Genomic DNA, 26090 nt, shown 5'->3' on the forward strand with positions numbered 1-26090 from the left:
TCCATACCCACCCCGAAGCCTCAACTCTTTATGTGTTGCATGGCGTGGAGCGAAAGCGGTCATTACACTATCACTATTTACTGCAGATGGGCATAAAATTCATTGTATTTTTCTAAAAAGTTCGGGGTCATTCGTTTGATGCCATAGCGACTCTTCCAAATGGTTTTTATCACGTCCGGTATTCGCTTAGGCGTGGCTTTAAGTGCGATTGCCCATAAATGAGCGACAAAGGCCTGCCCCCTTGTTTTGCAATCGATATCTAATAAATAGAGCGCATCCTTAAATAATTTCAACTGTTTCTTTTTCAATAGAATGGCCGTGCGGGAATTTGGCTCTAATAGATGATTTTTTTTGAGCCATTGCCTGATGAGCTGGTCGAATAGTGCAGAGTCCCTGCGATGCCGGCCATAACTTTTGGTGATGGATTTATAATGTATTTTTAAATTATTTTTATTTGAAATTTTACTCTCTATGTGATGAAGCACTTGGTTAACACTGTGTTTTAAATCATGAGCTTCTATTATTGCAGGCGAAATCAGGTAGTCTAGCTGCTCATCGAGCAGTAGATATTGAATCACGGGGGGCTTGTAGAACCCCCTCGGTAGCCAGCGGATTGCAGCAAAATAAGGCATCTTTAATACCGCATTGTCTATTTCTATTAGTGTAGCTGATGAGGATGTTTATTCATTAGAACTCGTGCTCTGGCAACAATCAAACTCCGGAGAAACGCATAACTTTATTTAGAATGCATAAGCCACTTCTCGGGTTGGCATCCACCGTCATTGGGTTGGTCTTATTTTGAAACGGATCGCTTTGAAAGACTCCGTTTTTCATTTAATCTCCGTTTAGAAGGTTACCTAAATTGCCAGGCAATTCCTTTATAGCAAAATTTCCAATTGGGAGAGAGTAATCATGCATTGTACAATATTCTATCTACTACCAAGCCTAAGAAGTTTTTTTTCTTTGCTCTGTATCACTTTGAAAAGAATATATGCACTTAAACAAGAGGGAATTAATGCCAAAAATGCAAAACCAAAGAGATAGGAAATAAATAATTCAATAAATGGCGCAAAAAATAATAATAAAAATTCAGGGAATTTCCAAACCACATAATTATTCAGCAGAGCATCTAATAGGAACATTAATAATAAAGATAAATTTCCAATATAAAAACCTAATATAAAATAGGAATACGGCTGGAGTGATAAACGTTTCCTCATTAATTTAATTATTAAGACACTGGCTATGAGTGATGAACATAAAATAATTGTTCCATTTATGTCATTGCTAAGGGGGGAAGATTTTAAAATTTTGAAACTATCAGCAAAGCCAAATACTAAAAGAAAAACTATAACACCAAATAAGAAATAGGAAAGGATGTAAATACTAATTACTTTATATGTACTCACTATAAAATCACCCCTGTGGTAAGACATTTAATCCAAATTAACACTTCTCCTTGAAATATATAGCAGTTCTGATAATAATCAATAAGTGCGGGATTAACATCATGGAGATGGAATTTGACGGTGAACAACTTCCTTAAACTACTCATCTGGATCCTTATATTTCAGATGATAGGATATTCATTAGGATTATTAACACAAAGCAACCTGCATCCCTGGTACGAAAATCTTAATAAATCATCTCTCACCCCTCCAGGTTTCACCTTCTCGATTGTCTGGACAATTTTATATGGGATACTCGCATTCATAGCCTGGACTTTATGGAGTAAGGAAAAACATAATCATCCTCACTCATTCCGTTATTTATTTACACTGCAGATGCTTATAAATTGGCTTTGGACGCCCTTTTTTTTTCAGTTTCATTACTTGATTTTCAGTGCTTTTCTATTAATGATTCTTATTGTGATTAATTTAATATTAATGGTAAAAATCCGGACCCGGAATAAATTAGTTTTTTCATTATTAGTTCCTTATATTACCTGGCTTGTCTTCGCTTTTTACCTTAATGCAGTTATCGCATTACTTAACTAAATAGCAAGCAAACTAGGTGGGTCTGGTATCATGCACTGGATGAGAATAAGTATAAGATTCCTCTGTAGGCTGGTCGCCGCCCAGGATACTTCGTTTGAAAAATTGGGGCCAGGTTTCAGGACAAGGTTTATCAATTTTCTTATCAATCGAAGTCCAGTTAACATAGCGATTGTCCGCAACACTTAGCGCTTTTCTAAAATCTTCCCCATTTTCCTCACCATATCTCTGATAAAAACCGTACTTGATGAACGTATTATACAGCTTACGTAGTTTATATTCGGGAGAGTTCTTATTGAAGAACAATAAATTGGTTTGCGCGGGTTCAGCGAATTCAAAACCTATTGCTGGTTTACCATTAATAAGCAATCCATTTACAACATGAGTCCAACCTTTTTCTCTGAAATAGGCGTAAAAATCAACAATGCCTGAATAAATAAATGTTCTGCCAAATGGCAAATCCTGATTATCTAAAAGAGCTGCTACACGAAATGGCGTGGGTTCAAAACCAGCTTCACGAATGAAATACTCCATATCCGCAAGAATTTCATCGCTTAAGATAATATGTTCCAGAACTAATTGTCTGGCCTTTTCAATTATTTCTGGGCTTTCCCAGCATTCTGGTTTATTAATTGAGTGCCAAAACTCTCTTGATAACCTGGAGGTATGAACCAGACGGGCATAAAACCCATCCTCGGGTTTATATGATGAGCGTAATTTAATCAATCGTTTTAAATCATTTTTTTGCGCAGTCAGGGAATCGTATTGATTGGCTCTTAATCTGGCAATAACATTTAAGCGATCCCCCTCCTCTAATACCTCTGTTTGAGGAGCAACATACGAAGTTGCCTGCGTGAAGCGAACCAACTGCTCTGAAAGCCAACTGCCAAATGTATGAAGATAATCAAGTGCAGGATTGGAATATCCAATCTGAGGGCTCTCTGAAACTGACCATTGCGCTTTGATTGTATTTAGATGTTTCTTTCGAGCACGTGCTGGATGGTAGTTTAATTTGTTGATTACTTCTTTTCTTTCTTCCGGTGAGAGAAAAAGTCCATAGGCTTGCTGCTGATACTCAAAGGCCTCATTAATTGCATTATCCTCAAGACTTACATTGCGCAGCAAAAGATCAGCAACACTAATAAACAAGCGAAATTGCTCCTTGGAATACTCTCGTGAGTAATACCTAACGGGAAGCAAATGTTTACCCAGAGACCCGCCAATGACTGCATGGAAGGAGAGGCAATAACGAATGTCATTAATATCTAAAGGGGTTCGGTTTACCAGTGATTTGAATTGTGAAAGGATTTCATCCTTGCCAGAAATTTGAAAATGATCATAGACAGCTTGTTGCTCCCCGATACACCAGTTATTTTCTTTAAGCTTCGCTAAGGGGTTATCTTTCGACACATAAGGAACTGCGCTTAACTGATATGCGGGTTCAAGGGAACGCTCGTCCACATCAATTTTAAGTTTCAGGATACAGTCTCTGGAAAAGTAAGAAATATGGGGCGAATCGTCCTCATCAGAGAATGAGTCACTATCACTCCAGTCATCTGCTATTTCGGTGGCAGGATAATTAATATCTTCTGTGGAAGATATTTCGGGATTAATCACTAGACTATCTTCATTCATGAAGGCGATTCCTATGGTGATACGAATTTGACAATTCTATTTGACGTCAGCTTCTACGGTACTGTTTATATCAAACGCTGTAAGCGTTGCTTTTTTTGAAACTATAAACAAGCCTTTAGATGATAAAGACATTTTACCTCCCACGGGTGCCTGCCAAACGACTTCATGTTTTTTTGATTTTGAGTAGGCCTTTGTTTCTTTCCCATCCGAAACAAAAACCAGGTTTTTAGTAACCAGGAGATCCTCAGCTTTTTGGTATTCAGACTCATTAATGCTCCACACCACATCCCCTGTCTCTGCATTGATTGCCGTAAGATGAGAGTCTTTAATGACGTAGACGTTTTTATCATCCACTGATGGATTGCTGGACACATTGGAAATTGCAAATTCAATTTTATCTTCTGCAATATTAAATTTTGTCAAATAATGATTACTTGTCACGAAAGCCGAGTCACCCGAGAGGACGGGCGTTGGATCATAATCATTACTCCATTCCCAATGATCATCGTGTATTTTAGCGAGAACCTTGCCTTTCTTTTTATCCAGCTTATACAGATATCCGGCATTATAATAAAGAGCATACTGGTTATTTACAGCAGGAGAAGCTCCGTTAGACAAACGAGGAAAAGGAGTATGCCAAAGTTTATTGTCTTTATGTGCATCAAAAGCAGTAATTCCAGAGTAATAACCAGAGCTAATGAACACAACGCCTTCATCAATCACAGGCGCCTTGTAATCCTGGTATTGTGCAGGAAAATGCGATGAAAAAATGTATTCCCCTGTATTTTCATCAAATGCCCTAAGCCTGGTTTTATACGAATCGCTATACACCGTTTGTACATAAACCACACCATCATGATAGGCACTTGGCTGAACGGCAACGTGGTTTAAATCTGCGGTCCAGACAACCTGCCCGTCTGTAAACGAAAATGCTTCTAATGAATTTGCCTGGCCATAGTTATATCTTGAGACAAATACATACTTCTGACCAATTGAGGCCTGATGAACTTCAGTTCTCCAACCTGGAAAGCCATCCCGTCCCACGGATACTGCCCAAAGCTGTTTGATCAGTTCAGGATCAATGGCGATGGGAACATATCCTGTATGGGCAGCATTGCCCTGGTAGGTTTCCCAAATGGAGGTATCGACTGATTGACCCGTGTTTGAGTAAGATACAGAGAATGATAATAGACCAACTGAAAGAGCTCCCAGCTTCCATAACTTGCCAGATAACATCATAATTCCTTTAATTAACCACTTCAGATTCAGGCTGTTATATCATAAAGGTTGGTGTTTTTAAAGCTCGGACCTATTCCCCATAGCCGTCAGGCTAAGAATATTAGATCCCCTCTCCACCGCGCAGCGGGGGAGAGGGTTAGGGAGAGGGGGCTATAATAAGGTCGCGTTGCGATTCATTATCATTTTTCTGTGGCTATGGTTTGTCACAACAAAGTGGAATCACTAGCGTGATAAATTTTTTAACCCCCTCACCCTACCCTCTCCCCCACGCTGCGCGCGGGGGAGAGGGGATAACATTACTTCTTAGCCTGACCTCTATGGGCCTACTCCCCAGGGTCCGGTGTTTTCTCTATGAGGCTTCTGGATCCCTCGAACAGCCGAGGGACGTGGAAGTTAGAATAGGCGATACAGAAAAAGAGGCAGATATGGCGTGCTAACTTTTACCTCTGAGTTTGGTTAAGGCAGAAAAGAACTCAGGTTTATTTAAACCGAGAGAAGCAAAGATTTGTGGTACCTTATCCCAGCTATTTTCCTGATTGATACTGGCAACAATCATCTCAAACCCTTTTTCACGATCTGGATCAACGCCCCAGCCATTGATATAGGCAAGGCCTTGCAAGCGTTTGGCTTGTATGTGATTTAGTTTCTGTGCGGCAATAAAATAGGCATGCGCCTCCTCATACAATTGAGCCATACGCTTTTCATTGATTGTGCTGGCAAAAATTTTATCTTTCTCCAGTTGCTCTCTAAATTTAGCTTCCTCCAGGAGATCTTTCCCCAGTAAATACTGGGCTTCTGCATCATCAATTGCTGCCGCTGCACGTTGGCATTCCCGAATCATCTGATCAGCAAATGGGTACTTTTTCTTTCCTCTTAGGGATTTATAAATATCAACCAGTGACTTATAAATTGCGCGCTCCTTAATCAGAGCCTCTTCGCTCGGCTGAGTACTTAAACGACTTTGCTGTAAAGCCTTTAATTTTTTATTGAGCGATTTGATTTTATAACGTTTAAAAAATGTCATGATTACCCCCAAATTCCTTGTATTTATGAGATATAACTCATATCGAAAACATTAACCAGTCCACAAAAAGAACAAGCATCACTATCCCTATGATTAAAAGTAACAGTTGCGATCCGAATGTCACGCTCTCAAGTCTATTTTTACTCTGTTCTACTTTCTCATCTGAAGGCTTGTCGAACCCATGAATTTTATTGTCGATGGCATTGGAAGTACTATAAGAAATTAACCCTGTAATCAACGCCGGGATTAAAAACATCAGAAAAACACTCCAGCCAGCTGCTGCTTCACTAATGCCATACTTTTCAACCAGCCATTGACGAAAGGTAATAGCAAACTCTGGCACATCATAAACCCAGTTGAAAATGAGATAAGGAAACAGATAAAGGGCAAGGCAAATCAGCACCAGGCACATGGCAAGACTAATCATACCCGTTATGAACAACTTATTATTGTACTCAAATCGACTGGGTTCCATCGCATATCCTCTTAATCATATACTGTGCATAATGTTCCATCACTTTGTAAATCCACCAGTTTTTCTATTTGAGAAACTGTTATTCGATAGCGCGATAAGGGCGGTAAATCATCTAAAGGAAAAAATCTGACATCACTAATTTCATGGCTTACAGAAAACTCCCCTCCCATTATACTGCAATCAAATATACACTTATAAATATAGGGCCAATGCGGCGGATGATCATGTTTTGCTGTATCCCAGAGAGCAAGTAATCTGTTTACCTGACAGATTAGCCCGGTTTCCTCCAATACCTCTTTAGCCACACATTCCGAAGGCGAAAGATTTACATCTGCCCATCCACCTGGCAGAGACCACTTATTATCCTGAGCCTCTCTGACTAATAATAATTGATCATCCTTACGAATAAAGGCTCTGACATCTATTTTAGGACAGGAATAACCAATTTCTGTAAGAAATTCTACAGAAAGATGCTCGGAATTTAAGTCGCAAAGAGGTGAAAATAATTCTGCAGCAATTCGCATTAATTGCTGGTAGCGCTCGAGATCAAAAGGATCTTTGCTGTATGCCAATCCGATTTGAGCTATTGCCTGGATTTCAGTGGCAATGGCGTGTAAATCTCTTGTTTTCTCTTTTAATTCAGTCATTCAAATTGTTTCTATAACTTTATGATTAAATTGAACATAGCAGAAGAATGCACTCTTGCCAAGTTTGCCGAGACTGGATAAATTTTGTAATATAGTGTCAATCTGCTAAACCAAAAGGCAAAAGAATGAAACGGTATGTTTTTATGATTTCAGATGGCACCGGGATAACTGCTGAAACCTTAGGCAATAGCCTGATGACCCAGTTTGAAAATATCGTATTTGAAAAACAAACCATCCCTTATGTGGATACTCATGAAAAAGCGGAAAAAGTCGTTGAGCGGATAAATAATTGCTATAAAGAAACTGGCGTTAAACCCTTGCTGTTTATGACATTGGTCAATATGGAAATCGCCAGAACGATTCGACTGGCAGAGGCCTGTGTTTTTGATTTATTTAATACCTTTATCGGCCCGCTTGAGACTGAACTGCACTCAAAATCATCCTACACTGTAGGACGTACCCATGGGGTTGCCAACTCTCAATCTTACAGTAATCGCATTGAGGCAGTCGATTATGCCCTCATGCATGATGATGGAATAAAAATCAGGGATTACGATAAAGCGGATATTATTCTTGTGGGCGTCTCACGCTCGGGAAAAACGCCCAGTTGTCTTTATATGGCTTTGCATTTCGGTGTTCTGGCCGCCAATTATCCCTTTACTGAGGAGGATACACTCCATTATCATCTACCCGAGATATTACGGCCCTACAAGAGTAAATTATTCGGCTTAACCATTGATCCCGAACGCTTGCAGCACATAAGAACCGAACGACGTCCAAATAGTCAGTATGCTTCTGCTGAACAATGCAGGCTTGAAATTGCGGAAGTTGAAGCGATGTATAAACACGAGAATATTCCCTATCTGAACTCCACCCGCTTTTCTATTGAAGAAATCGCTACCAAAATTCTCGCTGCTGCAAATATAAAACGTAAGTTTTAGAATCAGTTATCTTTAGATAATTGGCACTCTACTCTACGTCCCTCGGCTTGTCCCTGAGAGATGGTCACAAAATTTAACCATCCTAGAAGAGCCTACGTACCCCGCTTTATGCGGGGTATCCATAAAAATGGTAGTGAATTTTAAAATGCTTTGCCCCTTCCTGGCATGAGATTCCTGGATCCCTCGGACAAGCCAAGGGATGTAGGGAGCTATTTAAAGAACCTAGGGAGTTACTTAACCTGCCACATCGCCATAAACTGATCCACAGACATTGCAGCCAGTGAATTGGTATCATACATGGCAGCGGCTATTTTCTCCGTTTGCGGCGTTGAGAAGCGGGTTTTAAGATTACGCATAAATTTATCATTTAACACCGGGATCCCTTCAGCACGGCGTCTCTTATGTCCAATTGGATACTCAATGCTTATCAGTTCAGATTTGCTTCCATCTTTGAACACCAGTTGCATACTATTGGCAATCGAACGCTTGTCCGGATCATGATAATCTTTGGAAAAAGATTCATTTTCAGTAACATGCATCAATTCCCGCAGCTGGTCGATACGTGGATCGGAAGCATAGTCATCTTCATAATGCTCAGCTCTTAAATCACCATGCAATAAGGCAACAGCAGCCATGTACTGCAGGCAATGATCTCTATCCGCCGGATTATGCAGCTTCCCCTGCTTACTGATGATACGAATAGCCGATTCGTGGGTAATCATCTTAATTTGACTAATCTCATCAAACCTTGCAATAACCTCCGGATGAAGTTTCACTGCGCATTCCACTGCAGTTTGTGCATGAAACTCCGCCGGGAAGGATAATTTAAAGAGGACATTTTCCATGACATAACTGCCATAGGGTCTTTGGAAAGCGAATGGCTTACCCTTGAAAAGCACATCATAGAAGCCCCACTTGGGTGCTGACAAAGCGCTTGGATAGCCCATTTCACCTGCCTCGGCAATTAAGGCCAGACGAACTGCACGGGAAGTAGCGTCCCCGGCAGCCCAGGATTTTCGCGAACCGGCATTAGGCGCATGGCGATAGGTGCGAAGGCTTTGGCCATCGACAAAAACCTGCGACAGGGTTCTTAACAGCATATCGCGATCACCACCCAACAATTGAGCTGCAACTGCTGCGCTGGCCACTTTGACCAGAAAAACATGATCCAGTCCGACACGATTAAAACTGTTTTCCAGTGCCAGACAACCCTGAATTTCGTGCGCCTTGATCATAGAAGTCAAGACATCCTGCATATACAAAGGCGACTTGCCCTGTTTTAAATTAAGTCTGGTAATGTAGTCGGCAACAGCAAGAATAGCCCCCAAATTATCCGATGGGTGCCCCCATTCTGCCGCAAGCCAGGTATCGTTAAAATCGAGCCAGCGAATCATCGCGCCAATATTAAAAGCCGCCTGAACCGGATCCAGTTCGTAGGAGGTTCCTGGCACTCTAGCCCCACCCTGCAGCACAGCCCCCGGTACAACAGGTCCCAGGAGCTTAGTGCATTCAGAAAAATTAAGCGCAAGCATTCCACAGCCCAGAGTATCCATCAGGCACAGCCTGGCAGTCTCATAAGCCTCGGGGCTATTAATTTCATAGTTCAGAACGTAGTCTGCAATATCCTGAATCACCGAGTCATAATCTGGTTTTATATTATCTTCAACATAGGAATGCATATTAACCTCGTTTTTCAATGGGCAGGTAAGATTTTGGCTCTGGACCGGTATATTCTGAAGTAGGTCTAATCAATTTGTTATCCGCTCGCTGTTCAAACACATGGGCAGCCCATCCGGTGATACGAGACATCACAAAAATAGGAGTAAACAGAGGGGTTGGAATACCTGCGTAGTGGTAGGCAGAGGCACTGTAGAAGTCCAGATTGGGAAAGAGCTTCTTTTCTCTGCGCATCACCGCTTCAACCCGCTCAGATATATGAAATAACTGAGTATCATTACGCGCCTCAGCTAATTTCTTCGACCATTCCTTGATAATATCCGAGCGAGGATCACTGACGGTATAGACCCGATGGCCGAATCCCATAATCTTTTCTTTATTGGCCAGCATTGACATCAACCGTGATTCTGCCTCATCAGGATTTTTAAACTGTTCCAGCATTTCCATCGCCGCTTCGTTGGCGCCGCCATGCAAGGGTCCACGCAAAGTACCAATAGCTGAAGTAATTGCAGAATAAAAGTCAGATAATGTGGCAGCAGTCACTCTGGCAGCAAAAGTTGAAGCATTAAACTCATGCTCTGCATAAAGAATCAATGATACATTCATCATGTCTCGTTCGAGTTTTTCTGGCTTTCTGCCATGAAGCATTGCCAGAAAATGCCCGCCGATGGAAGTTTCATCCGTCTCCAGGCTAATTTCCTTGCCTTCAAAATGATAAGCATACCAATAGCAAATCATTCCCGGAAATGAAGCAAGCAGGCGATCAGCAATATCATATTGCTGTTTGAAATCAGTTTCTGGCTCAATGTTTCCCAGAAACGAGCATGCTGTTCTTAATACATCCATTGGATGCGAATTCCTGGGAATCATTTTAAGGACTTGTTTTAATGGCTCAGGTAATTTGCGCAAGCTCATCAATCTGTCTTTATAAGCATCCAACTCTTTTTGAGTGGGTAGATGACCGTAGTGAAGAAGATAGGCCACTTCCTCAAAGCTGGCATACATGGCCAAATCATCAATCGAATATCCACGGTAGTTTAAGCCCTTTCCAGCTTTTCCTACTGTACAAATTGCTGACTGTCCAGCAACAACTCCAGCTAATCCGGCTGTATTATTGACCATCCTCTTTCTCCCTCAGTTGATCCAAAATTTGTTCATAGCGGTGATACCCCAAAACATCATATAATTCTTCTCTCGTTTGCATTGAGTCAAGCAATGAAGACTGGGTTCCCTGATTTAGAATTGTTTCATACATTTGTAAAGCAGCCTTTGACATGGCTCGGAAAGCACTCAGCGGGTAAAGGATAAGGCTGATGCCTGCCTTCTTCAGTTCGTCGCGCGTGAATAGAGGGGTCTTGCCAAACTCTGTGATATTTGCCAGCACAGGTACAGGCAAACTATCTGTGAATTGCTTGTATTCATCAAGCGAAGCCATTGCCTCTGGGAAAATCATATCAGCACCCAGTTCAACGCAGAGCTGGGCACGCTCAATAGCAGCAGTCATGCCCTCTACCGAGTAAGCGTCCGTTCTTGCCATAATGACAAACTGTTCATCAGTACGTGCATCCACCGCGGCTTTAATTCGATCGCCCATTTCGCTCATGCTGACTATTGCTTTATTGGGGCGATGACCGCAACGCTTGGCAATAACCTGATCTTCTATGTGAATGGCGGCAACCTTCGCGCTTTCCATTGTCCTGATTGTCCTGGCAATATTGAATGCATGCCCCCAACCCGTATCGACATCCACTAAAAGCGGAAGCTCGCTAACAGAGGTGATCCGTCGCGCATCTTCAGCAACTTCCTGCAAACTGGTCATACCCAAATCGGGTAAACCATGAGATGCGTTGGCAACACCTGCTCCAGATAAATAAATTGCCTGGCAACCTGCACGCTCTGCCAGCATAGCGCAATATGCATTAATTGTTCCCATCACCTGAAGTGGTGCCTGGGTTTTTACTAATAACCTAAATCGTTTCCCTGCAGATTCAGCCATAACATGATTCCATCCTGAGTGTGTTGGCATTTTTACATGATGGATGATGTATGGCAAGACGAAAAAGAAGAAGTTTTAAAAGCAATTTATGTGAAATAGCAAGAGCTTAAATGAATACAACTGATACGGACTACAGTGAGACTTGCGTGAGCAATCCAAATTAAATCATCAGTGCTTAGTTTGGATTGCGCACTAAATCTTTAACACTCGAGAAACAATTTCAGCTTATCGTTTATCGATTTGCTTCCACCAATTGGTTTTGGTTTGAGTAGCCCAATGGCCTTCACGCATGCGATTAACAAATTCTTCAGTTTTCTCAGGGCTTGAAGATTTGCTATCGAGCTTGATGCACCAGTCCCAATCGCCAGTGGTTGACCACATATTTTCTATGCCGTCCCATTTGGACATCATGTTCATCATGTCAGAAGATGATTTTTCAGTTTTTAAGAAAATAACGCTGTTCCAATTGTTCATCATTTTAACTATCCTTAGTCAATTTATAAAAATCGTCTTTACCGACGACTTATTCAGCATAAACCATAATATTAAAACTTGCCATTGACATTCAGACGATGCTTTAAAAATATCTTTTCTCCAAAGGAATAGTTAGATAGAGAGATTTAAATCAACCCTCACTGCAATTAAATTAAGGAGTTATCGCAGGTTGGGTCTTTGGCCCAACAAAGGGGTTGAACCACTCCAGAACTCAATGTTGGGCCAAGGGCCCAACCTTCATGCAATCCCTGTCTCTTTCCCAAACCTGGGAGAGAGGATTTTCTCTTAAAAATGAATCTTTCCCAGGTTAAATCACCAGATGGCCTTTAAGATACCACTTGCAGCTGCCAGTGATATATACTCTATCAGAGGACACCTCACACCAAAGCTCGCCTTTTCTTAAAGAGCCCTGAACTGCTTTTAAAGCGTTTTTTTGCAAGCGTTCAGCCCAAAATGGCGCCAGTACGCAATGCGCTGATCCAGTGACGGGATCTTCGGTGATATTATGCTTTGGATAAAAACAGCGCGAGTAAAAATCATGATCTGCTGCAGCAGAGGTAATAATTAAACCGCGTTTGGGCAACAAGCTTAAACTTCGATAATCTATTTGTGCCAAAGCCACCGCAGTTTCATCAGAGAGCAGGAATAGATAATCCAGCTCACTTTCGTAAAACTCCACTACTTTTTGATCGATCAGCGTTTCATATTGTTCCGGTGCGTGGATTTGCGTATATCCAAGTCTGGGAAAATCAAGCATGTAACGGTCTGATTTCTTTTTGACGCTTAACTGTCCCCCAATGCTGGAAAAATGGACCACGTCGCCGCTGCACTTGCCCAGTTCAAACAGAACGAATCCAGCAGCCAGAGTAGCATGACCGCAAAGACTGATTTCGCCTTTAGGAGTAAACCAGCGGATATGAAAGCCGTTGCTCGTTTCAATGACAAATGCAGTCTCGGACAAATTGTTCTCTACCGCGATTGCCTGCATCAACTCATCATTCAACCAATCGCTTAAGAGACAGACTGCCGCTGGATTACCATGAAAAATCTTGTCAGTGAACGCATCTATTTGAAAAATTTCAATACTTAACACAACAAACCCCTCATGGCAGTCGGTCTTAACAAATGCTGCCAAGATTAACTATCTCTGCAATCAGAATCAAGGAAAAGTTATTTGAACGCAGAATCTATTTTTTGTGCATACTTATTATTTTTTCCCAAACACAATACGTTTGATTAAAAAACGACCCGCGGATAGTGATCGAATAGTCTCTCTATTCAAAAATCCAGGTTCATTATTTATAAGTCCGGCAAGCCATTCAGCACAGACAGGTACACTGGTCAGGCCGCGCGAACCAAATCCTGAGCACAGGTACAATCCGTGCAGATAGGCCCCACTCGCCGCAATCCAGCGTTTGGAATCATCGGCCAATCCTGCAAAGCGTTGCAAAAAAGCGTGCGCATCAGGTACTGGTCCTGCCACTGGAAGATAATCCGGAGCTGCAGCCCGAACACCTGCCCATTGTGCCCGAACTTCTTTTTGCCAGTTTACATTAGCAGCCAAGGTTGAAAGCCTGTCCAAGTTCAGCTCGCTCCCCTGCTCATCCGCTTGATCATGCGTAAAACTTAATTCAAAGGTAGCACCCAAAGCATGAAGGCCATCTCGAGCAGGAAGCACATGGCCATCGCCGCACAGCGGCCGCGTTAAAGTACGGCTTTCCAATGATTCATCAATCCAGGTCATCTGCCCTTTGATTCGTTTCAATGGCAGCCAGCTCGTTTGCTCAAACTGGCTTGCCTCAGCTCCGTTAGCAATAACCAGGACCTCCGCTCTCTGTCCATTAACCAGCCAGCATCCGTTCTCGTAGTAAATTTGAGAAACGCATGTCTCAGTCTGGACATTAATTTCGGAGTGCTCCAGTAAAAAACGACATAATTCAGGCAGATCAATCCACCCGGTTTCAGGTATAAACAAACCTCCCTGTTCCAAAACGATACCAGCTTTTTGAGAAGCCTCTTTTGCATCGATTGGAACAGCCATTTCGGGGTAGCGTTCGAGCCATTTTTTTAAACTGGACTGTAATTTACGCTCCTTATCACTATAAGCGAGCTGAATGATACCCTTTAAATCAGCAAACTTTTCAATTGCGGGTAATTGCTTATAAAACCGCAGCGCATAGAGATAGGCCATCAGCATGAAATCGGTCAGCGGAGACTTAAAAGCAGATAGCTGAGGATATAAAATCGCCTGCGAGTTTCCTGAAGCACCTTGAGCTGGATGGGCTGCCCTTTCAAGCACTGTGACTTTCCATCCCCGTCTGACCAGCGCATTGGCAGTCATTGCTCCTGCAAGGCCCGCGCCTATAATAATTGCTTTGCGGATTGCTACCTCTTTTTTCGTTGAAAACTGCCAGGGAGTACTTCGCCTGCCGCCACTATACCGCGCGGCAAGAAGCTCTCCGCTTAGCATATCAGACTTCGCATCCTGTTTTTTTTGCTTGTTGATTATAAAGCCACAGTTTAATAAATTGTCTTTGACCCTGCTTTCTGTAGACCATGTCGCAAATGTGCAGGCTGGCCTGGACAGCAAAGCAATTACTTTAAAAAGATCTACACTCCACATGGATTCATTTTTTTCAGGATCAAATCCATCAAAATACCAGGCATCAAATCGTGCGCATTTTAGCTGGGTATCCAGCTTTAAATCACCTGACACTAGCAATTGCCTAAAACAGGAGTCCGCTTCGCCCAGCATAAGAATTAATTTGACTCTTCCTTCAGAAAAAGAAAGATAATGAAATCCTGGCGTCAATAAAGGATACTGGCTTATCAGCTCCGCCGATAAGGATTCAAACTCAGGCCATTGAGCAAGGCATTTTTTTAAATCAATAATAGATAATGGATGCTTTTCACAACTGTAATAATACAATACGGCCTCTTCAGGCGCATATTGAAGCCAGGAATGCCAGGTTGTCAGAAAGTTTAAGGCAGTTCCGAATCCGGTTTCTCCAATACAAAACTGCTTGTGTGAAGCTGACTGTAATTTTAACCAGCGATGGATTAAATCATTAGCTTCTATGAAAACATCTCTCACCTCTGACAAAGCATTTGCTCTGGGAAAATAGAAATCTTTGTACACAAGTGAATAAGGAGTATTTTCCTGCCAGTCAATTTTGGCAGTTTCTATAGGAATAAAAGGATTACTCACATGAAGAGCTCTTCAAAAATACAACTGACAACAGTGTATCCCGATTAGCTCTTTATGAACACTGAAATCCTTTGAATTATTATCCAATTGCAGCTAATGTGCTGACATTTGCTTGTGAATTAAGCGAGGATTTATACATCCATCGTTTCAATAATGGAGTCAATGTAAATAATAAACAACCTGCAGCGATAGCCGCTATACCCAGAATAAGAAATACGTGGCCGTATCCTGGATTTGTAATAAGCGGATCCAGGCTATTCATTCCAGCTGTCATCCAGTTAGAGCTGTAACTTGAAAGCGTTGCCCCCACGCCTGTGGTCAGCATCCACATTCCCATCATTGCCCCCTGCAACGAAGACGGAGCCAGGCTCCCCACCATTGCATAGCCTATGGGTGAAATTAATAACTCACCTGCGCTCTGTAAAATAAAGCTGCTAACAACCCAAAACGGTGAAGTCAGTCCCTTAGCGTCGGCATGGCTGATACCTATCGGTAATATCGCAAAGGCAACGCCAATAAATACCAAGGCAATCGCGAATTGCGTGGGGATATTTACACCAATATTACGGGCTCTCAATTTATTAAGTATCACACTTAATAGCGGTCCGCCGAAAACGATACAAATTGTATTAATGTTCTGGAACCACTGCGGGGGAATGGTCACAAATAGCCAGTGACGCTGGACATTATGGTCAATAAAATGAGTCAGTCCCATCGGGCCTATCTGATACAAGGTCCAGAATACTGTGCTTACGGCCATCAATATAATAAATGCATAAATCTTGTCTCGAGCCACAACGGTGTCCTGTGATCTTGCAAGGTACAATATCACCAGGAGCATCACTCCACCGGTTGTCAGAACGAGCTTGTTAGCAAATGCCGCGAAATGAAGCAGCGGCTGCAGTATAAGGAATAGCAGGAAAACCATTATAGCGCCCATTACAAGAAACTTTTTTTGCTTTTGTCTTGGCAGCCTGGCATAAATTGTATCCTTATCAGCAAGCGATGGCCAATTATAGAGACAAATAACCAACGCTATTAAATTTCCCAGACTGCTTAATAAAAATAATCGTTCATATCCCTGAGAAAGCTGGAAATATCCACTTAAACTAAATCCAACAAAAAAACCTATATTCATGCCGGCATAATTATACAAGAAGGCCGTTTCCCTGCGCGTATCCTCAGGAGAAAACAATTGCGTCAGTATGCAGTTAATACAAGTGACATTTAAACCACAACCTGTTAAAAATGCGGCAAGTCCATAATAAAGGTAATCCAGACTTTCAGTTGAAAGTAAAATACAACCAATAACCTGAGCAAGCATTCCAATGCTAAAAAGCATTCGGTTGGAAAGATAACGGCCACCCCAGCAACCGCCCAGCAGATGAAGAGCAAAATTAAATGCGACAAATACGCCCATTATACTGTTGGCGTTCTGCGCCGAGAGATTTAATGGGCCTGTCATATAAAGAACAAGAGTTGAATAGAGAACGCTAAAGCTTAAAGTCGAAAAAATCTGAATACAAAACAGAGCAAAAACACCTCGTGGCCAATGAGTTAAGGCTGATTGGATTCTATCTTCTGTCGACACAATACGTCCTTCTCTTAGATTGTCTGTTTTGACTATGCCATGCAATTATTAAGCTGTCTATGCCTTTACCCCACCCTTTTTATGAATAGCTAAATAAAAAACTGTATTAAAGTTCTTAACTTGGATATCCGGATAGTCTAAAATCAACTAAGACTGACCCAGAGAGAATCAATATGCACAAAAAAATATATCTATCAGGTATTGAGAAACGAGCGGGTAAATCATTCATCTCCCTGGGAATCGTTTCTACCTTATTAGCAGAGCATATTGCGTTTCGCTGCTTTAAGCTTTTCAGCGAAAAAGACGATGCCCAGAAGTGTCTGTTAGAAAAAACCACCGGCACAGTGGTTCCAGCAATTATGGACGTAAACCAGGCGATATCCATGATGCGAACTCAACCCGATGATCTGTTCGGGATGGTTCTTGAAAAAACGCAGCTTGATAACACCTCGTCTCTCGATTATTTTGAAGGCACTGATTTTGAAAGCGATAATGATGTGTATGAATTTCAGTTTAATATTAACATGGCTTACCAGTTAAACTGTTCATTATTTCTGGTCGTTTCTTCAAAAGACAGAACACTGGAACATACTCTTGCAGTACTCAATACGGCAATTGAAATGTGCAGGCGCTCCCATGTGGCCGTTGCAGGGATCATTATCAGCCGTGTGCAGGATGAAACAGAGGCTGAATTATTATTTAAAAAACAGTTTGCCTCCATCCCGTTTCTTGTAATTATCCCCGAGTTTGAACAATTATCCAGTCCTTCGGTCAAAGCGATTGCAGAGTTGCTGGAGGCTGAAGTACTTTGCGGTAAAGAGGAGCTGGACAGACCAGTTCGGCAATTTACCATCGCAGCAAAAACCATAGGTAACTTTCTTGAATCACGTCTGGACCGAGGCGGCATGCTGATTATTACCCCGGATGATCGAATCGACATTCTGCTGGGTTCATTACTGGCCGAACAATCCGCCAACTATCCAAAAATCGCTGGTATTGTCCTGACCGGCGGGGAAAAACCTGGCATCATTATCCGGAATATTATTACCGGTCTTGAACATTGCTTCCCCGTATTATTAGTTGAACACAAAACCTATGAAACAGCCACGCGATTATTTTCAGCAAAATTCAGCCTGAGTACCCATGACGAGGAACGGGTTAAAACAGCGATGCAGGCCCTGGTGCCTTATCTGTCACAGCCCTTGTTGAGTGTATTAAGCAGCAAAACTTATATCCGCTCAATGAGTCCGGCAATTTTTCTCTATGAATTAATCCGTAAGGCCCGAGAAAAAAAATGCCACATCGTTCTCCCTGAAGGCGAAGACAGCAGAATTCTCATTGCTGCGGATTATTTACTCAAACGCAACGTGGTTAGAATCACTCTCATTGGTGATCCGCAAAAGATCAAGATGCATTCCAAACGTCTGGAGCTGGAACTTCCCAATGTCCGTATTATTGACATTGACAAGTCCACTGACAAGGTAATTTTTGCGAATGAGTATTTCAAACTAAGGCAGCATAAAAATATCAATTTCCCCATTGCACTTGAACGTATGACGGATGTGAATTATTTTGCAGCAATGATGGTTTACAGTGGTGAAGCCGATGGGATGGTATCCGGTGCAGCCCATACTACGGCAGATACTGTACGTCCTGCTCTGGAAATTATTAAAACTAAACCAGGCATTTCCAAGGTATCCTCAGTATTCATCATGTGTATGCCTACCCGTGTGCTGATTTATGGCGATTGCGCTATTAATCCAGAACCAGACAGTGAAACGCTCGCCGAAATAGCTGAACAGGCAGTGGATATGGCAAGAAGACTTGGAATAAGCCCCAAAGTAGCCTTGCTATCTTATTCTTCAGGAGAATCCGGAAAAGGCCAAAGTGTAGCGAAAGTAGCGGGCGCTATGGAAATTCTACGCAAGAAACACCCTAAGTTAGCCGCTGAGGGTCCCTTGCAATATGACGCAGCGGTGGATGCAGAAGTCGCCGCGAAGAAAATGCCTGATTCCAAAGTGGCTGGCAAAGCGAATGTGTTAATTTTTCCCGACTTGAATACAGGGAATAACACTTACAAGGCAGTACAGAGGGAAAGTGGAGCATTGGCAATTGGCCCCGTATTATTGGGGTTGAACAAACCTATTAATGATTTAAGCAGAGGATGCACACCCCAGGATGTGATCAATACGATTCTGGTTACAGCACTTCAGGTCAACCGGGAAAAACTATGAATATTCTTTCTATTAATGCGGGCAGCTCTTCTATTAAATACAAGGCCTATACGTTTACCAGCAAAGGGCACAAGCTTTTGCTAAGCGGTTTGATTGAAGGAATTGGCGAATCAAGTGCCAGCTGGCATCACCACTTTAAAAACAGCTCTGTTTCCCAGGAGCAATTAGCCAATCATGCCGAGGCGTTTTCACTGTTGTCTACCCGCTTGAAATCAGATCTCGCCCATCATCCCCTCACGCGGATTGGTCATCGGGTTGTACATGGAGGTACTGATTTGTTTGAACCTACTGTCATTACTCCGCAAACGCTCCAGCAAATTAAAGAATTAAGTTTTCTTGCGCCGATACATAATCCTGTTAATGTTATTGGAATTGAACTGGCGCAGCAGAATTTTCCGGACGCTGTGCATGTCGCTGTTTTTGATACCGGGTTTCATCATCAGATGCCTGATCATGTCTACAATTACCCAATTGACATGGAAGTAAGCAAGCAATTTAAAATCAGACGTTACGGTTTTCATGGCATTAATCATGAATATGTTGCCAGACGCGCCGCCCAGTTCCTCGATAAACCTTTGAACGCCTGTAATTTCATCAGCTTGCATCTGGGAAATGGAGCCAGTGCATGCCTAATCAAACGAGGAATGTCCGCAGATACTACAATGGGATTAACACCACTGGCTGGCCTGGTTATGGGAACGCGTTGCGGCGATATTGACCCGGCAATTCCACTCTATTTAATAGATAAAGGCCTAAGCCCCAAAGAGGTAGATCATCTGTTAAACAAAAAAAGCGGACTTTATGGCATTGGCGGGGATAATGACATGCGCAATTTATCTTCTCGATTCACAAAAGGCGATTCGAAGGCAAAGCTGGCCATTCATATGTATGTTTATACCATTCAAAAAGTAATAGGCTCTTATCTCAGCCAAATAGAACAACTCGACGCACTTATCTTTACAGGCGGAGTTGGTGAAAATGCCGTTCAAATTCGTAAAATGATTCTAAGCCCGCTAAAACATTTTAATTTTTTTATCGATGAGGAAAAAAATTCCGAGAAGATAGACAACTGCGATAACATCTCGGATGTAGGTCATAACATACTGGTGATACGCGGGGATGAGGAAGCGATGATTGCAGAGAAAGTGTTTGGACTGAAATAAATCAGTTCCGAGGAATTTCACAAGTCCTCTCTCCCCTCAGGGGAGAGAGTTAGAGAGAGGGGTTCAAAAAGGGGATTTTCTCTAAGCGGACGCTTGCCCAACTTTAAAACATTTTTCCAACACCTCTGCCGCTGCCTCCTGTGTCATCTGAATTTCTTCTTTCTGATGTGCAGAGGATACGAATCCCGCTTCGTAGAGAGACGGCGCAAAATAGATGCCCTTGTTAAGCATGCCGTGATAAAAGCGTTTAAATAGTGCTTCATCAGATGCCGCAATGTCTTCATAGCCAAAGACCTGCGATGCTTCACTAAAGCAGAAACCGAACATTCCGCCCAGTGACGCTGAGCAAAATGGTATCTTTAATGATTCTGCCACTTCGGCCAAGGCCTGAACCAGGTTTTTTGTTGTTTGCCCAAGATTTTCAAAAAAGTCAGGCTTTTCTATTTCATTTAATGTAGCTAATCCCGCGGCCATTGCCAAAGGGTTGCCCGATAAAGTACCGGCCTGATAAACCTTCCCTTCTGGCGCAAGATGGCTCATAATCGAGGCCTTGCCGCCTACCGCGCCTACAGGCATCCCGCCGCCAATCACTTTGCCTAATGTCGTAATATCCGGGGCAATGCTGAAAACCGCCTGTGCACCGCCCAGTGCCACACGAAAACCAGTCATCACTTCATCAAAAATCAGAAGCGAGTTGTAATGATCGCAAAGTACGCGCAAACCCTCTAAAAATTCAGGACGAGGTAAAACAAATCCCATATTGCCGGCCACCGGCTCAAGAATTACCGCTGCAATATCATCGGCATAGGCCTCAAATAATTGCGCGGTAGACGCAAGATCATTGAAATCTACAGTCAGTGTGTGCTCAGTAATACTGGCTGGAATACCTGGGGTAGACGGAATCCCTAAAGTTAAAAGACCTGAACCGGCTTTGACAAGTAAACTATCACTATGACCATGATAGCATCCATTAAATTTAATGATTTTATTTTTTCCGGTAAATCCTCTGGCCAGGCGAATCGCAGTCATTGTCGCTTCAGTGCCGGAATTAACCATACGTATTTTTTCAATACGGGGCATTAACTGGATTATTTTTTCGGCAAGACGAATTTCCAACTCGGTAGGCGCACCAAAACTCATTCCATTATGAAGGGCAAAAGAAACCGCTTCAATTACCTTTGGATGACAATGCCCGAGAATCAATGGCCCCCAGGATCCCACATAATCGATATAATGCCGATTGTCTGCATCGATGAGATAAGCTCCCTTCCCCTGTTTAAAGAATATGGGCTCACCGCCAACTCCTCGAAATGCACGAACAGGAGAATTAACTCCACCGGGAATAATGGCCTGAGCTTCATTAAAAAGTTGTTGAGACTGACTCACGACGACTCCTTTGCCTAAGAAAGAGGGTCATTCTACCTTTTTTTAACCATTTGATCAAAAATAACCACTTCCTATACTTAACTGTAATTTACTTTACAAGACAAAATACAATCGTTAAATTACAGCTTTTTTAAGGTAGAGACTTTCATTTATGCAGGATTTCAAAAAATACATTTGTGTGATTTGTGGTTTTATTTACGATGAGCAGGAAGGCTGGCCCGAAGATGGCATTGAGCCAGGGACTCGCTGGGAAGATGTTCCCGAAAATTGGTTTTGTCCAGATTGCGGCGCAGGAAAAGAAGACTTTGAGATGGTTGAAATAGAGGAATAATTTCGTTTCTGCACCTCCCTCAAATTATTGCTATTCTTGTATAAGCAGGAATAGCAATACAGCCCAATTCACGGCAATGATGGAGAGGTGGTATGATGAACCAGCTAGAACAACTTAAACAGTATTCTGAAGTGGTTGCAGATACTGGGGATATCAAACTGTTAAATGAATTTCAAACGCGCGATGCAACAACCAACCCAAAACTGATTCTTGATGCCGCACTTAATCCGGATTATCAACGGACATTGAAAGAAGCCCTGTTCGAAGCTGAAAAAGATGACAATTCCGGCTACCCGCAAGCGATTCGCTTTGCAGCACGCTTCATTACCAAAATTGGAACACAACTTTTACAGGTAATTCCTGGCAGAATTTCCAGTGAACTGGATCCTCGTTTAAGCTTCAATACGGTTGAAACAATCAAGCGAGCTCAATATTTAATTTCTCTTTATGAAAAAAATGGAATTGCGCCGGAGCGCATTCTGATAAAAGTAGCAGCCACCTGGGAAGGGATTAAGGCAGCAGAAGAGTTGGAAAAGCAAGGGATTCATTGTAATTTAACTCTGGTGTTTTCCCTGGTGCAAGCAGCAGCCTGTGCACAGTCGAAAATAACACTTATCTCCCCTTTTGTGGGGCGCCTGAATGAATATTATTCCAATAATCATATCGAATCGAAACAATCCCCGGGGGCTGAGCTGGTACAATCGATAGTTGATTATTATAGTGTCCATGGAATTTCTACTGAAATTATGGCAGCCAGCTTCAGGAATAAAGAGCAGGTGCTTTCAGTTGCAGGCGTCAATTTATTAACCATTCCGCCAGATATTTTAAAAAACTTGATGCAAAGCGAAGAGATTGTGATTCGGAAAATCAATCCGCCAGCGTCAGGATTTCAAACGCCCCTGATTTCATTCTCCTCACGAGAGGAGTTTCTGCACGAGCTGGCCCGTAACAAGCCGGCTTATCATCTTTTGAAAGATGGCAATTTCAAATTTACCAAAGCATTCCTTAAACTGAGACAGGTTGCCTTCAACCAACTCAAACCTATGCTCCTGTTTTCAGTGTTAACTGAAAAGATAACGCAGTCGATGAAAATGTAGTTAAATGGATTAAGTAGAACTTCTTATTTATGAATTTTTCTTCGTTTGTGACGCGAGCGTCTTAACATATTTAGCAATTCTACGCTAATTGAAAAACCCATCGCAAAATATACATAAGCCCTGGGAACATGGAATGAGAAGCTGTCTGCGATAAGAACCGTACCTATTAAAATAAGAAAAGACAGGGCCAGCATTTTTATCGTCGGATGTTTATCGATGAAGCGGCTGACTGGTTCGCTGGCATAAATCATTACCAGAATAGCGCAGGTAATTGCAGCGGCCATAACCCAGAAGCGGTTAGTAAGGCCAATCGCAGTTAGAACACTATCCAGTGAAAACACCACATCCATAATTGCAACTTGTGTTACCACCGCTTTCATAGTGGTTTTCCTGGAGGGCTTATCAATCATAAGCGGGGGATCCTCTCCCACTTCATCATGAATTTCCTGTGTCGCCTTGACGATGAGAAACGCACCGCCCGCGAAAAGAAAAAGATCCCGTGCCGAGAAGGAAAACCTGGCAATTGAAAATAAGGGATGCTTAAGCTCTGCCAGCCATACGGCCGAGGCTAACAGGCATAAACGGGTCACCCAGGCAAATGTAAGCCCCCATCGTCTGGCGGCCTTACGCTGCTCCAAAGGCAGTTTTTCAGTAAGGATTGATAAAAAGATTAAATTGTCTATTCCTAGTACAATCTCTAATATAACCAATGCTATCAGACTAAATATGATATCCAGCATATCCATTTGTAATTCTCATGACTTGATCGAAATCAATTATTTATTGAGTTAAAAAAATGAATTTTCTCTTAAGAATAAGACTATGATTTTAATTAAACATAACCATTTCACTTTACTACATATCTTAGCTATAATAGACAGCGTTATACAATCTTTATTTAGGTGACTACAATAATTAAGTTAATAAAAAAGCTGTTGCGAAAATCCAGGGGAAAACATACTCCTATAGAAGCCAGCTTCATCATACCCCGCACACAGCATAATGTTTCAAAAACGGATATCAGCCCTAATGCCCTGAAGGTTTTAAACCGCCTTAATGGCGCTGGATTTCAAGCTTATCTTGTTGGCGGAAGCGTGCGTGATCTTCTTCTAGGTCAGGCTCCCAAAGACTTTGACGTGGCAACTAACGCCACACCCAACCAGATCAAAAGCTTATTTAGAAATGCCCGGATTATTGGTCGCCGCTTCAAATTAGTTCATATTATATTCCATCGCGATATTATCGAAGTAGCCACATTTCGCGGCAATCAGTCAATTGATGAAAGCCAGCAGGTTAATGAGCGCGGCATGCTTGTGCGTGATAATGTTTACGGTAGTCTGGATGAAGATGCCTGGCGGCGTGATTTTACCGTTAACTCGCTTTACTATAATATTGAAGATTCCTCCATTGTCGACTTCACTGGCGGAGTGGATGACATACATCGCAGACAATTGCGTATGATAGGAGATCCGCTCATTCGCTATCAGGAAGATCCGGTAAGGATGCTTCGTGCCATTCGTTTCAGCGCCAAACTTAATTTTGCTCTGGAAGAAGAAACGGCGAAACCCCTGACTAAAATGAGTTCGTTAATACGTCATGTGTCAAGCTCCAGATTATTTGATGAGATCACCAAGCTCTATCAATGCGGACAAGGTGAGGCCGTTCAGCGCTTGCTGATTGAGCATGGCTTATTTGCGGAGCTCTTCAGCCAAACCTCGCAATTGCTTCATTCCGAGTACCCGGTGAGTGCGCTATTAGGGATTGCTCTGGAAAGTACAGATACCCGAATACAAGGTAATAAACCGGTAACCCCTGCCTTTCTTTTTGCCGTATTGCTATGGTTTCCTCTGAAACAGCAGGCAGCGATTTATCAGCAAGCAGAAAATTTACCGCCTTTATCGGCACTGGAAAAAGCAATGAATCATGTGATTTTTGAACAGAATAAGGTCATTGCTATTCCCAAACGGTTTACTCAGGTTATTCGTGAAATCTGGCTTTTGCAATTTCGTTTTACCAAGCGGCATGGCGGAAGAGCGATTAATTTGTTGCAACATCCCCGATTCAGGGCAGCATTCGATTTTCTGGCATTAAGGGCGCTAGCTGGTGATGAATCCATGGAGCTTGCCCAATGGTGGACGAATTTTCAGGATGCAGACGAAACCAGACAGCATGAAATGATCACCGAAATATCTCCCCCACCGTCAAGAAAACCCAGACGCAGACAACGGAGCAAATCGGTTTCAGAATGATTTGCTATCTTGCGCTTGGAAGTAACCTGAAAAGTCCTGAAAGACAGATACGAACGGCAATTCAGGCTATTGCCTCGTTACCCAAGACCCAGGTACTCAAGACAGCCAGCCTGTATGAGAGTATTGCCTGGGGCAGAAAAATTCAGCCTTGTTTTTTTAATACAGTCATCAAGGTTAAAACACGGCTCCGGGCTTTAGATTTATTGAAACAATGCCAGCAAATTGAGAAAACACATGGCAGAATCCGACGAATACGCTGGGGTTCTCGTACCCTGGATATTGATATTTTGATTTTTGGTAAGCATTTCTCATGCCATCCACGGCTTCAGATCCCACATCCAAGATTGTTGGAGCGCGATTTTATGTTTCTTCCCTTATTAGAAATCTCACCGAAAATTCGACTACCCGACGGCAGTAAGGTATCAGATTCTATTGCAAAAAATCCAACCCAAACCTGTTTTACCATTTCTAAATAATTAAAGCAAAATGATCTGTTTGTTGACAATTCATCCATAAACTACCTAAAATAGCCGATTTTGAAGCAATACTCCGGTACTGAACACTATGCCCCGATTTTTAAATAATTCTCAGCAAATAATCAATCTTCTTAGCAAGGAATTTAATCTCGATTGCGCTGCTTATAAAAATATTAACTTTAAGGAAATGAAAAATTATAAGTACTTTTCACAAAAGAAACTTATAAACGCA

24 protein-coding genes are annotated in these 26090 nt (G+C 42.3%); 8 read left to right on the forward strand and 16 right to left on the reverse strand.

Features of this window, described 5'->3' with window-relative positions; all coding sequences use genetic code 11:
• Window positions 1-77 precede the first annotated feature (77 nt).
• Together DYH61_RS07795 and DYH61_RS07800 are read right to left on the reverse strand one after the other, a co-directional pair.
• Window positions 78-632, reverse strand: coding sequence for a hypothetical protein (locus tag DYH61_RS07795; RefSeq protein WP_234999850.1), 555 nt, complete (start codon window positions 630-632; stop codon window positions 78-80).
• A 297-nt stretch (window positions 633-929) separates the two neighbouring features.
• Complete coding sequence (locus tag DYH61_RS07800) at window positions 930-1409, reverse strand: hypothetical protein (protein WP_234999851.1); 480 nt, start codon at window positions 1407-1409, stop codon at window positions 930-932.
• A gap of 165 nt (window positions 1410-1574) precedes the next feature.
• Between DYH61_RS07800 and DYH61_RS15985 the strand changes: the two genes are divergently transcribed.
• Window positions 1575-1997, forward strand: a complete 423-nt coding sequence (locus DYH61_RS15985; RefSeq protein ID WP_083499254.1) for a TspO/MBR family protein — start codon at window positions 1575-1577, stop codon at window positions 1995-1997.
• A 12-nt stretch (window positions 1998-2009) separates the two neighbouring features.
• On the opposite strand, the gene DYH61_RS07810 is transcribed toward DYH61_RS15985, so the two are convergent.
• The 5 genes from DYH61_RS07810 to DYH61_RS07830 form a co-directional block, all read right to left on the reverse strand.
• Window positions 2010-3629, reverse strand: a complete 1620-nt coding sequence (locus DYH61_RS07810; RefSeq protein ID WP_058508335.1) for a hypothetical protein — start codon at window positions 3627-3629, stop codon at window positions 2010-2012.
• Between the two features lie 36 nt (window positions 3630-3665).
• Window positions 3666-4868 (reverse strand): PQQ-like beta-propeller repeat protein, encoded by a 1203-nt coding sequence (locus DYH61_RS07815; RefSeq protein WP_083499255.1) that lies wholly within the window; start codon window positions 4866-4868, stop codon window positions 3666-3668.
• A gap of 433 nt (window positions 4869-5301) precedes the next feature.
• Window positions 5302-5892 (reverse strand): hypothetical protein, encoded by a 591-nt coding sequence (locus DYH61_RS07820; protein WP_058508337.1) that lies wholly within the window; start codon window positions 5890-5892, stop codon window positions 5302-5304.
• A 37-nt stretch (window positions 5893-5929) separates the two neighbouring features.
• Window positions 5930-6367 carry a hypothetical protein gene (locus DYH61_RS07825; protein ID WP_058508338.1) on the reverse strand — a complete coding sequence of 146 codons (438 nt, stop codon included), beginning with the start codon at window positions 6365-6367 and terminating at the stop codon, window positions 5930-5932.
• 11 nt (window positions 6368-6378) lie between these two features.
• On the reverse strand, window positions 6379-7014 hold the full coding sequence (locus DYH61_RS07830; RefSeq protein WP_058508339.1) for an NUDIX hydrolase: 636 nt from the start codon (window positions 7012-7014) through the stop codon (window positions 6379-6381).
• Window positions 7015-7139: 125 nt separating this feature from the next.
• Between DYH61_RS07830 and ppsR the strand changes: the two genes are divergently transcribed.
• A complete protein-coding gene (ppsR, locus tag DYH61_RS07835) occupies window positions 7140-7955 on the forward strand; it encodes a posphoenolpyruvate synthetase regulatory kinase/phosphorylase PpsR (protein ID WP_058508340.1) in 816 nt (271 codons plus the stop codon).
• Between the two features lie 230 nt (window positions 7956-8185).
• Here the strand turns inward: ppsR and DYH61_RS07840 are convergent, their stop codons facing one another.
• From DYH61_RS07840 to DYH61_RS07870, 7 genes are all read right to left on the reverse strand, one after another.
• Window positions 8186-9634, reverse strand: a complete 1449-nt coding sequence (locus tag DYH61_RS07840; RefSeq protein WP_058508341.1) for a bifunctional 2-methylcitrate dehydratase/aconitate hydratase — start codon at window positions 9632-9634, stop codon at window positions 8186-8188.
• 1 nt (window position 9635) lies between these two features.
• Window positions 9636-10754: a bifunctional 2-methylcitrate synthase/citrate synthase gene (gene prpC, locus DYH61_RS07845; protein WP_058508342.1), complete on the reverse strand. Its 1119-nt coding sequence runs from the start codon at window positions 10752-10754 to the stop codon at window positions 9636-9638.
• Window positions 10744-11628, reverse strand: a complete 885-nt coding sequence (prpB, locus tag DYH61_RS07850) for a methylisocitrate lyase (protein ID WP_058508343.1) — start codon at window positions 11626-11628, stop codon at window positions 10744-10746. The genes prpC and prpB overlap by 11 nt, the downstream gene beginning before the upstream one ends.
• 225 nt (window positions 11629-11853) lie before the next feature.
• Window positions 11854-12102, reverse strand: coding sequence for a hypothetical protein (locus DYH61_RS07855; protein ID WP_058508394.1), 249 nt, complete (start codon window positions 12100-12102; stop codon window positions 11854-11856).
• 328 nt (window positions 12103-12430) lie between these two features.
• Window positions 12431-13216 (reverse strand): PhzF family phenazine biosynthesis protein, encoded by a 786-nt coding sequence (locus DYH61_RS07860; RefSeq protein WP_058508344.1) that lies wholly within the window; start codon window positions 13214-13216, stop codon window positions 12431-12433.
• Window positions 13217-13330: 114 nt separating this feature from the next.
• Window positions 13331-15331: a bifunctional tRNA (5-methylaminomethyl-2-thiouridine)(34)-methyltransferase MnmC2/FAD-dependent 5-carboxymethylaminomethyl-2-thiouridine(34) oxidoreductase MnmC1 gene (gene mnmC / locus DYH61_RS07865; protein WP_058508345.1), complete on the reverse strand. Its 2001-nt coding sequence runs from the start codon at window positions 15329-15331 to the stop codon at window positions 13331-13333.
• A 79-nt stretch (window positions 15332-15410) separates the two neighbouring features.
• Window positions 15411-16922, reverse strand: coding sequence for a peptide MFS transporter (locus tag DYH61_RS07870; protein WP_083499256.1), 1512 nt, complete (start codon window positions 16920-16922; stop codon window positions 15411-15413).
• A 173-nt stretch (window positions 16923-17095) separates the two neighbouring features.
• On the opposite strand from DYH61_RS07870, the gene pta reads away from it, so the two are divergent.
• Window positions 17096-19156, forward strand: coding sequence for a phosphate acetyltransferase (pta, locus tag DYH61_RS07875; RefSeq protein ID WP_058508346.1), 2061 nt, complete (start codon window positions 17096-17098; stop codon window positions 19154-19156).
• Window positions 19153-20319, forward strand: a complete 1167-nt coding sequence (locus DYH61_RS07880) for an acetate/propionate family kinase (protein ID WP_058508347.1) — start codon at window positions 19153-19155, stop codon at window positions 20317-20319. The genes pta and DYH61_RS07880 overlap by 4 nt, the downstream gene beginning before the upstream one ends.
• A gap of 81 nt (window positions 20320-20400) precedes the next feature.
• On the opposite strand, the gene hemL is transcribed toward DYH61_RS07880, so the two are convergent.
• Window positions 20401-21705, reverse strand: a complete 1305-nt coding sequence (gene hemL, locus DYH61_RS07885; RefSeq protein WP_058508348.1) for a glutamate-1-semialdehyde 2,1-aminomutase — start codon at window positions 21703-21705, stop codon at window positions 20401-20403.
• 151 nt (window positions 21706-21856) lie between these two features.
• Here hemL and DYH61_RS07890 point away from each other — a divergent pair, with 151 nt between their 5' ends.
• Together DYH61_RS07890 and DYH61_RS07895 are read left to right on the forward strand one after the other, a co-directional pair.
• Window positions 21857-22036 (forward strand): rubredoxin, encoded by a 180-nt coding sequence (locus DYH61_RS07890; RefSeq protein ID WP_058508349.1) that lies wholly within the window; start codon window positions 21857-21859, stop codon window positions 22034-22036.
• 92 nt (window positions 22037-22128) lie between these two features.
• Window positions 22129-23133, forward strand: a complete 1005-nt coding sequence (locus DYH61_RS07895; protein ID WP_058508350.1) for a transaldolase family protein — start codon at window positions 22129-22131, stop codon at window positions 23131-23133.
• A 23-nt stretch (window positions 23134-23156) separates the two neighbouring features.
• Here the strand turns inward: DYH61_RS07895 and DYH61_RS07900 are convergent, their stop codons facing one another.
• Entirely contained in the window at window positions 23157-23879 is a 723-nt protein-coding gene (locus tag DYH61_RS07900) for a TerC family protein (RefSeq protein ID WP_058508351.1), read from the reverse strand.
• A 186-nt stretch (window positions 23880-24065) separates the two neighbouring features.
• On the opposite strand from DYH61_RS07900, the gene pcnB reads away from it, so the two are divergent.
• Both pcnB and folK read left to right on the forward strand, forming a co-directional pair.
• A complete protein-coding gene (gene pcnB, locus DYH61_RS07905) occupies window positions 24066-25382 on the forward strand; it encodes a polynucleotide adenylyltransferase PcnB (protein WP_058508396.1) in 1317 nt (438 codons plus the stop codon).
• Window positions 25379-25858 carry a 2-amino-4-hydroxy-6-hydroxymethyldihydropteridine diphosphokinase gene (folK, locus tag DYH61_RS07910; RefSeq protein ID WP_058508352.1) on the forward strand — a complete coding sequence of 160 codons (480 nt, stop codon included), beginning with the start codon at window positions 25379-25381 and terminating at the stop codon, window positions 25856-25858. The genes pcnB and folK overlap by 4 nt, the downstream gene beginning before the upstream one ends.
• Window positions 25859-26090 lie beyond the last annotated feature (232 nt).

Source organism: Legionella quinlivanii, assembly GCF_900461555.1.
Lineage (GTDB): Bacteria > Pseudomonadota > Gammaproteobacteria > Legionellales > Legionellaceae > Legionella_C > Legionella_C quinlivanii.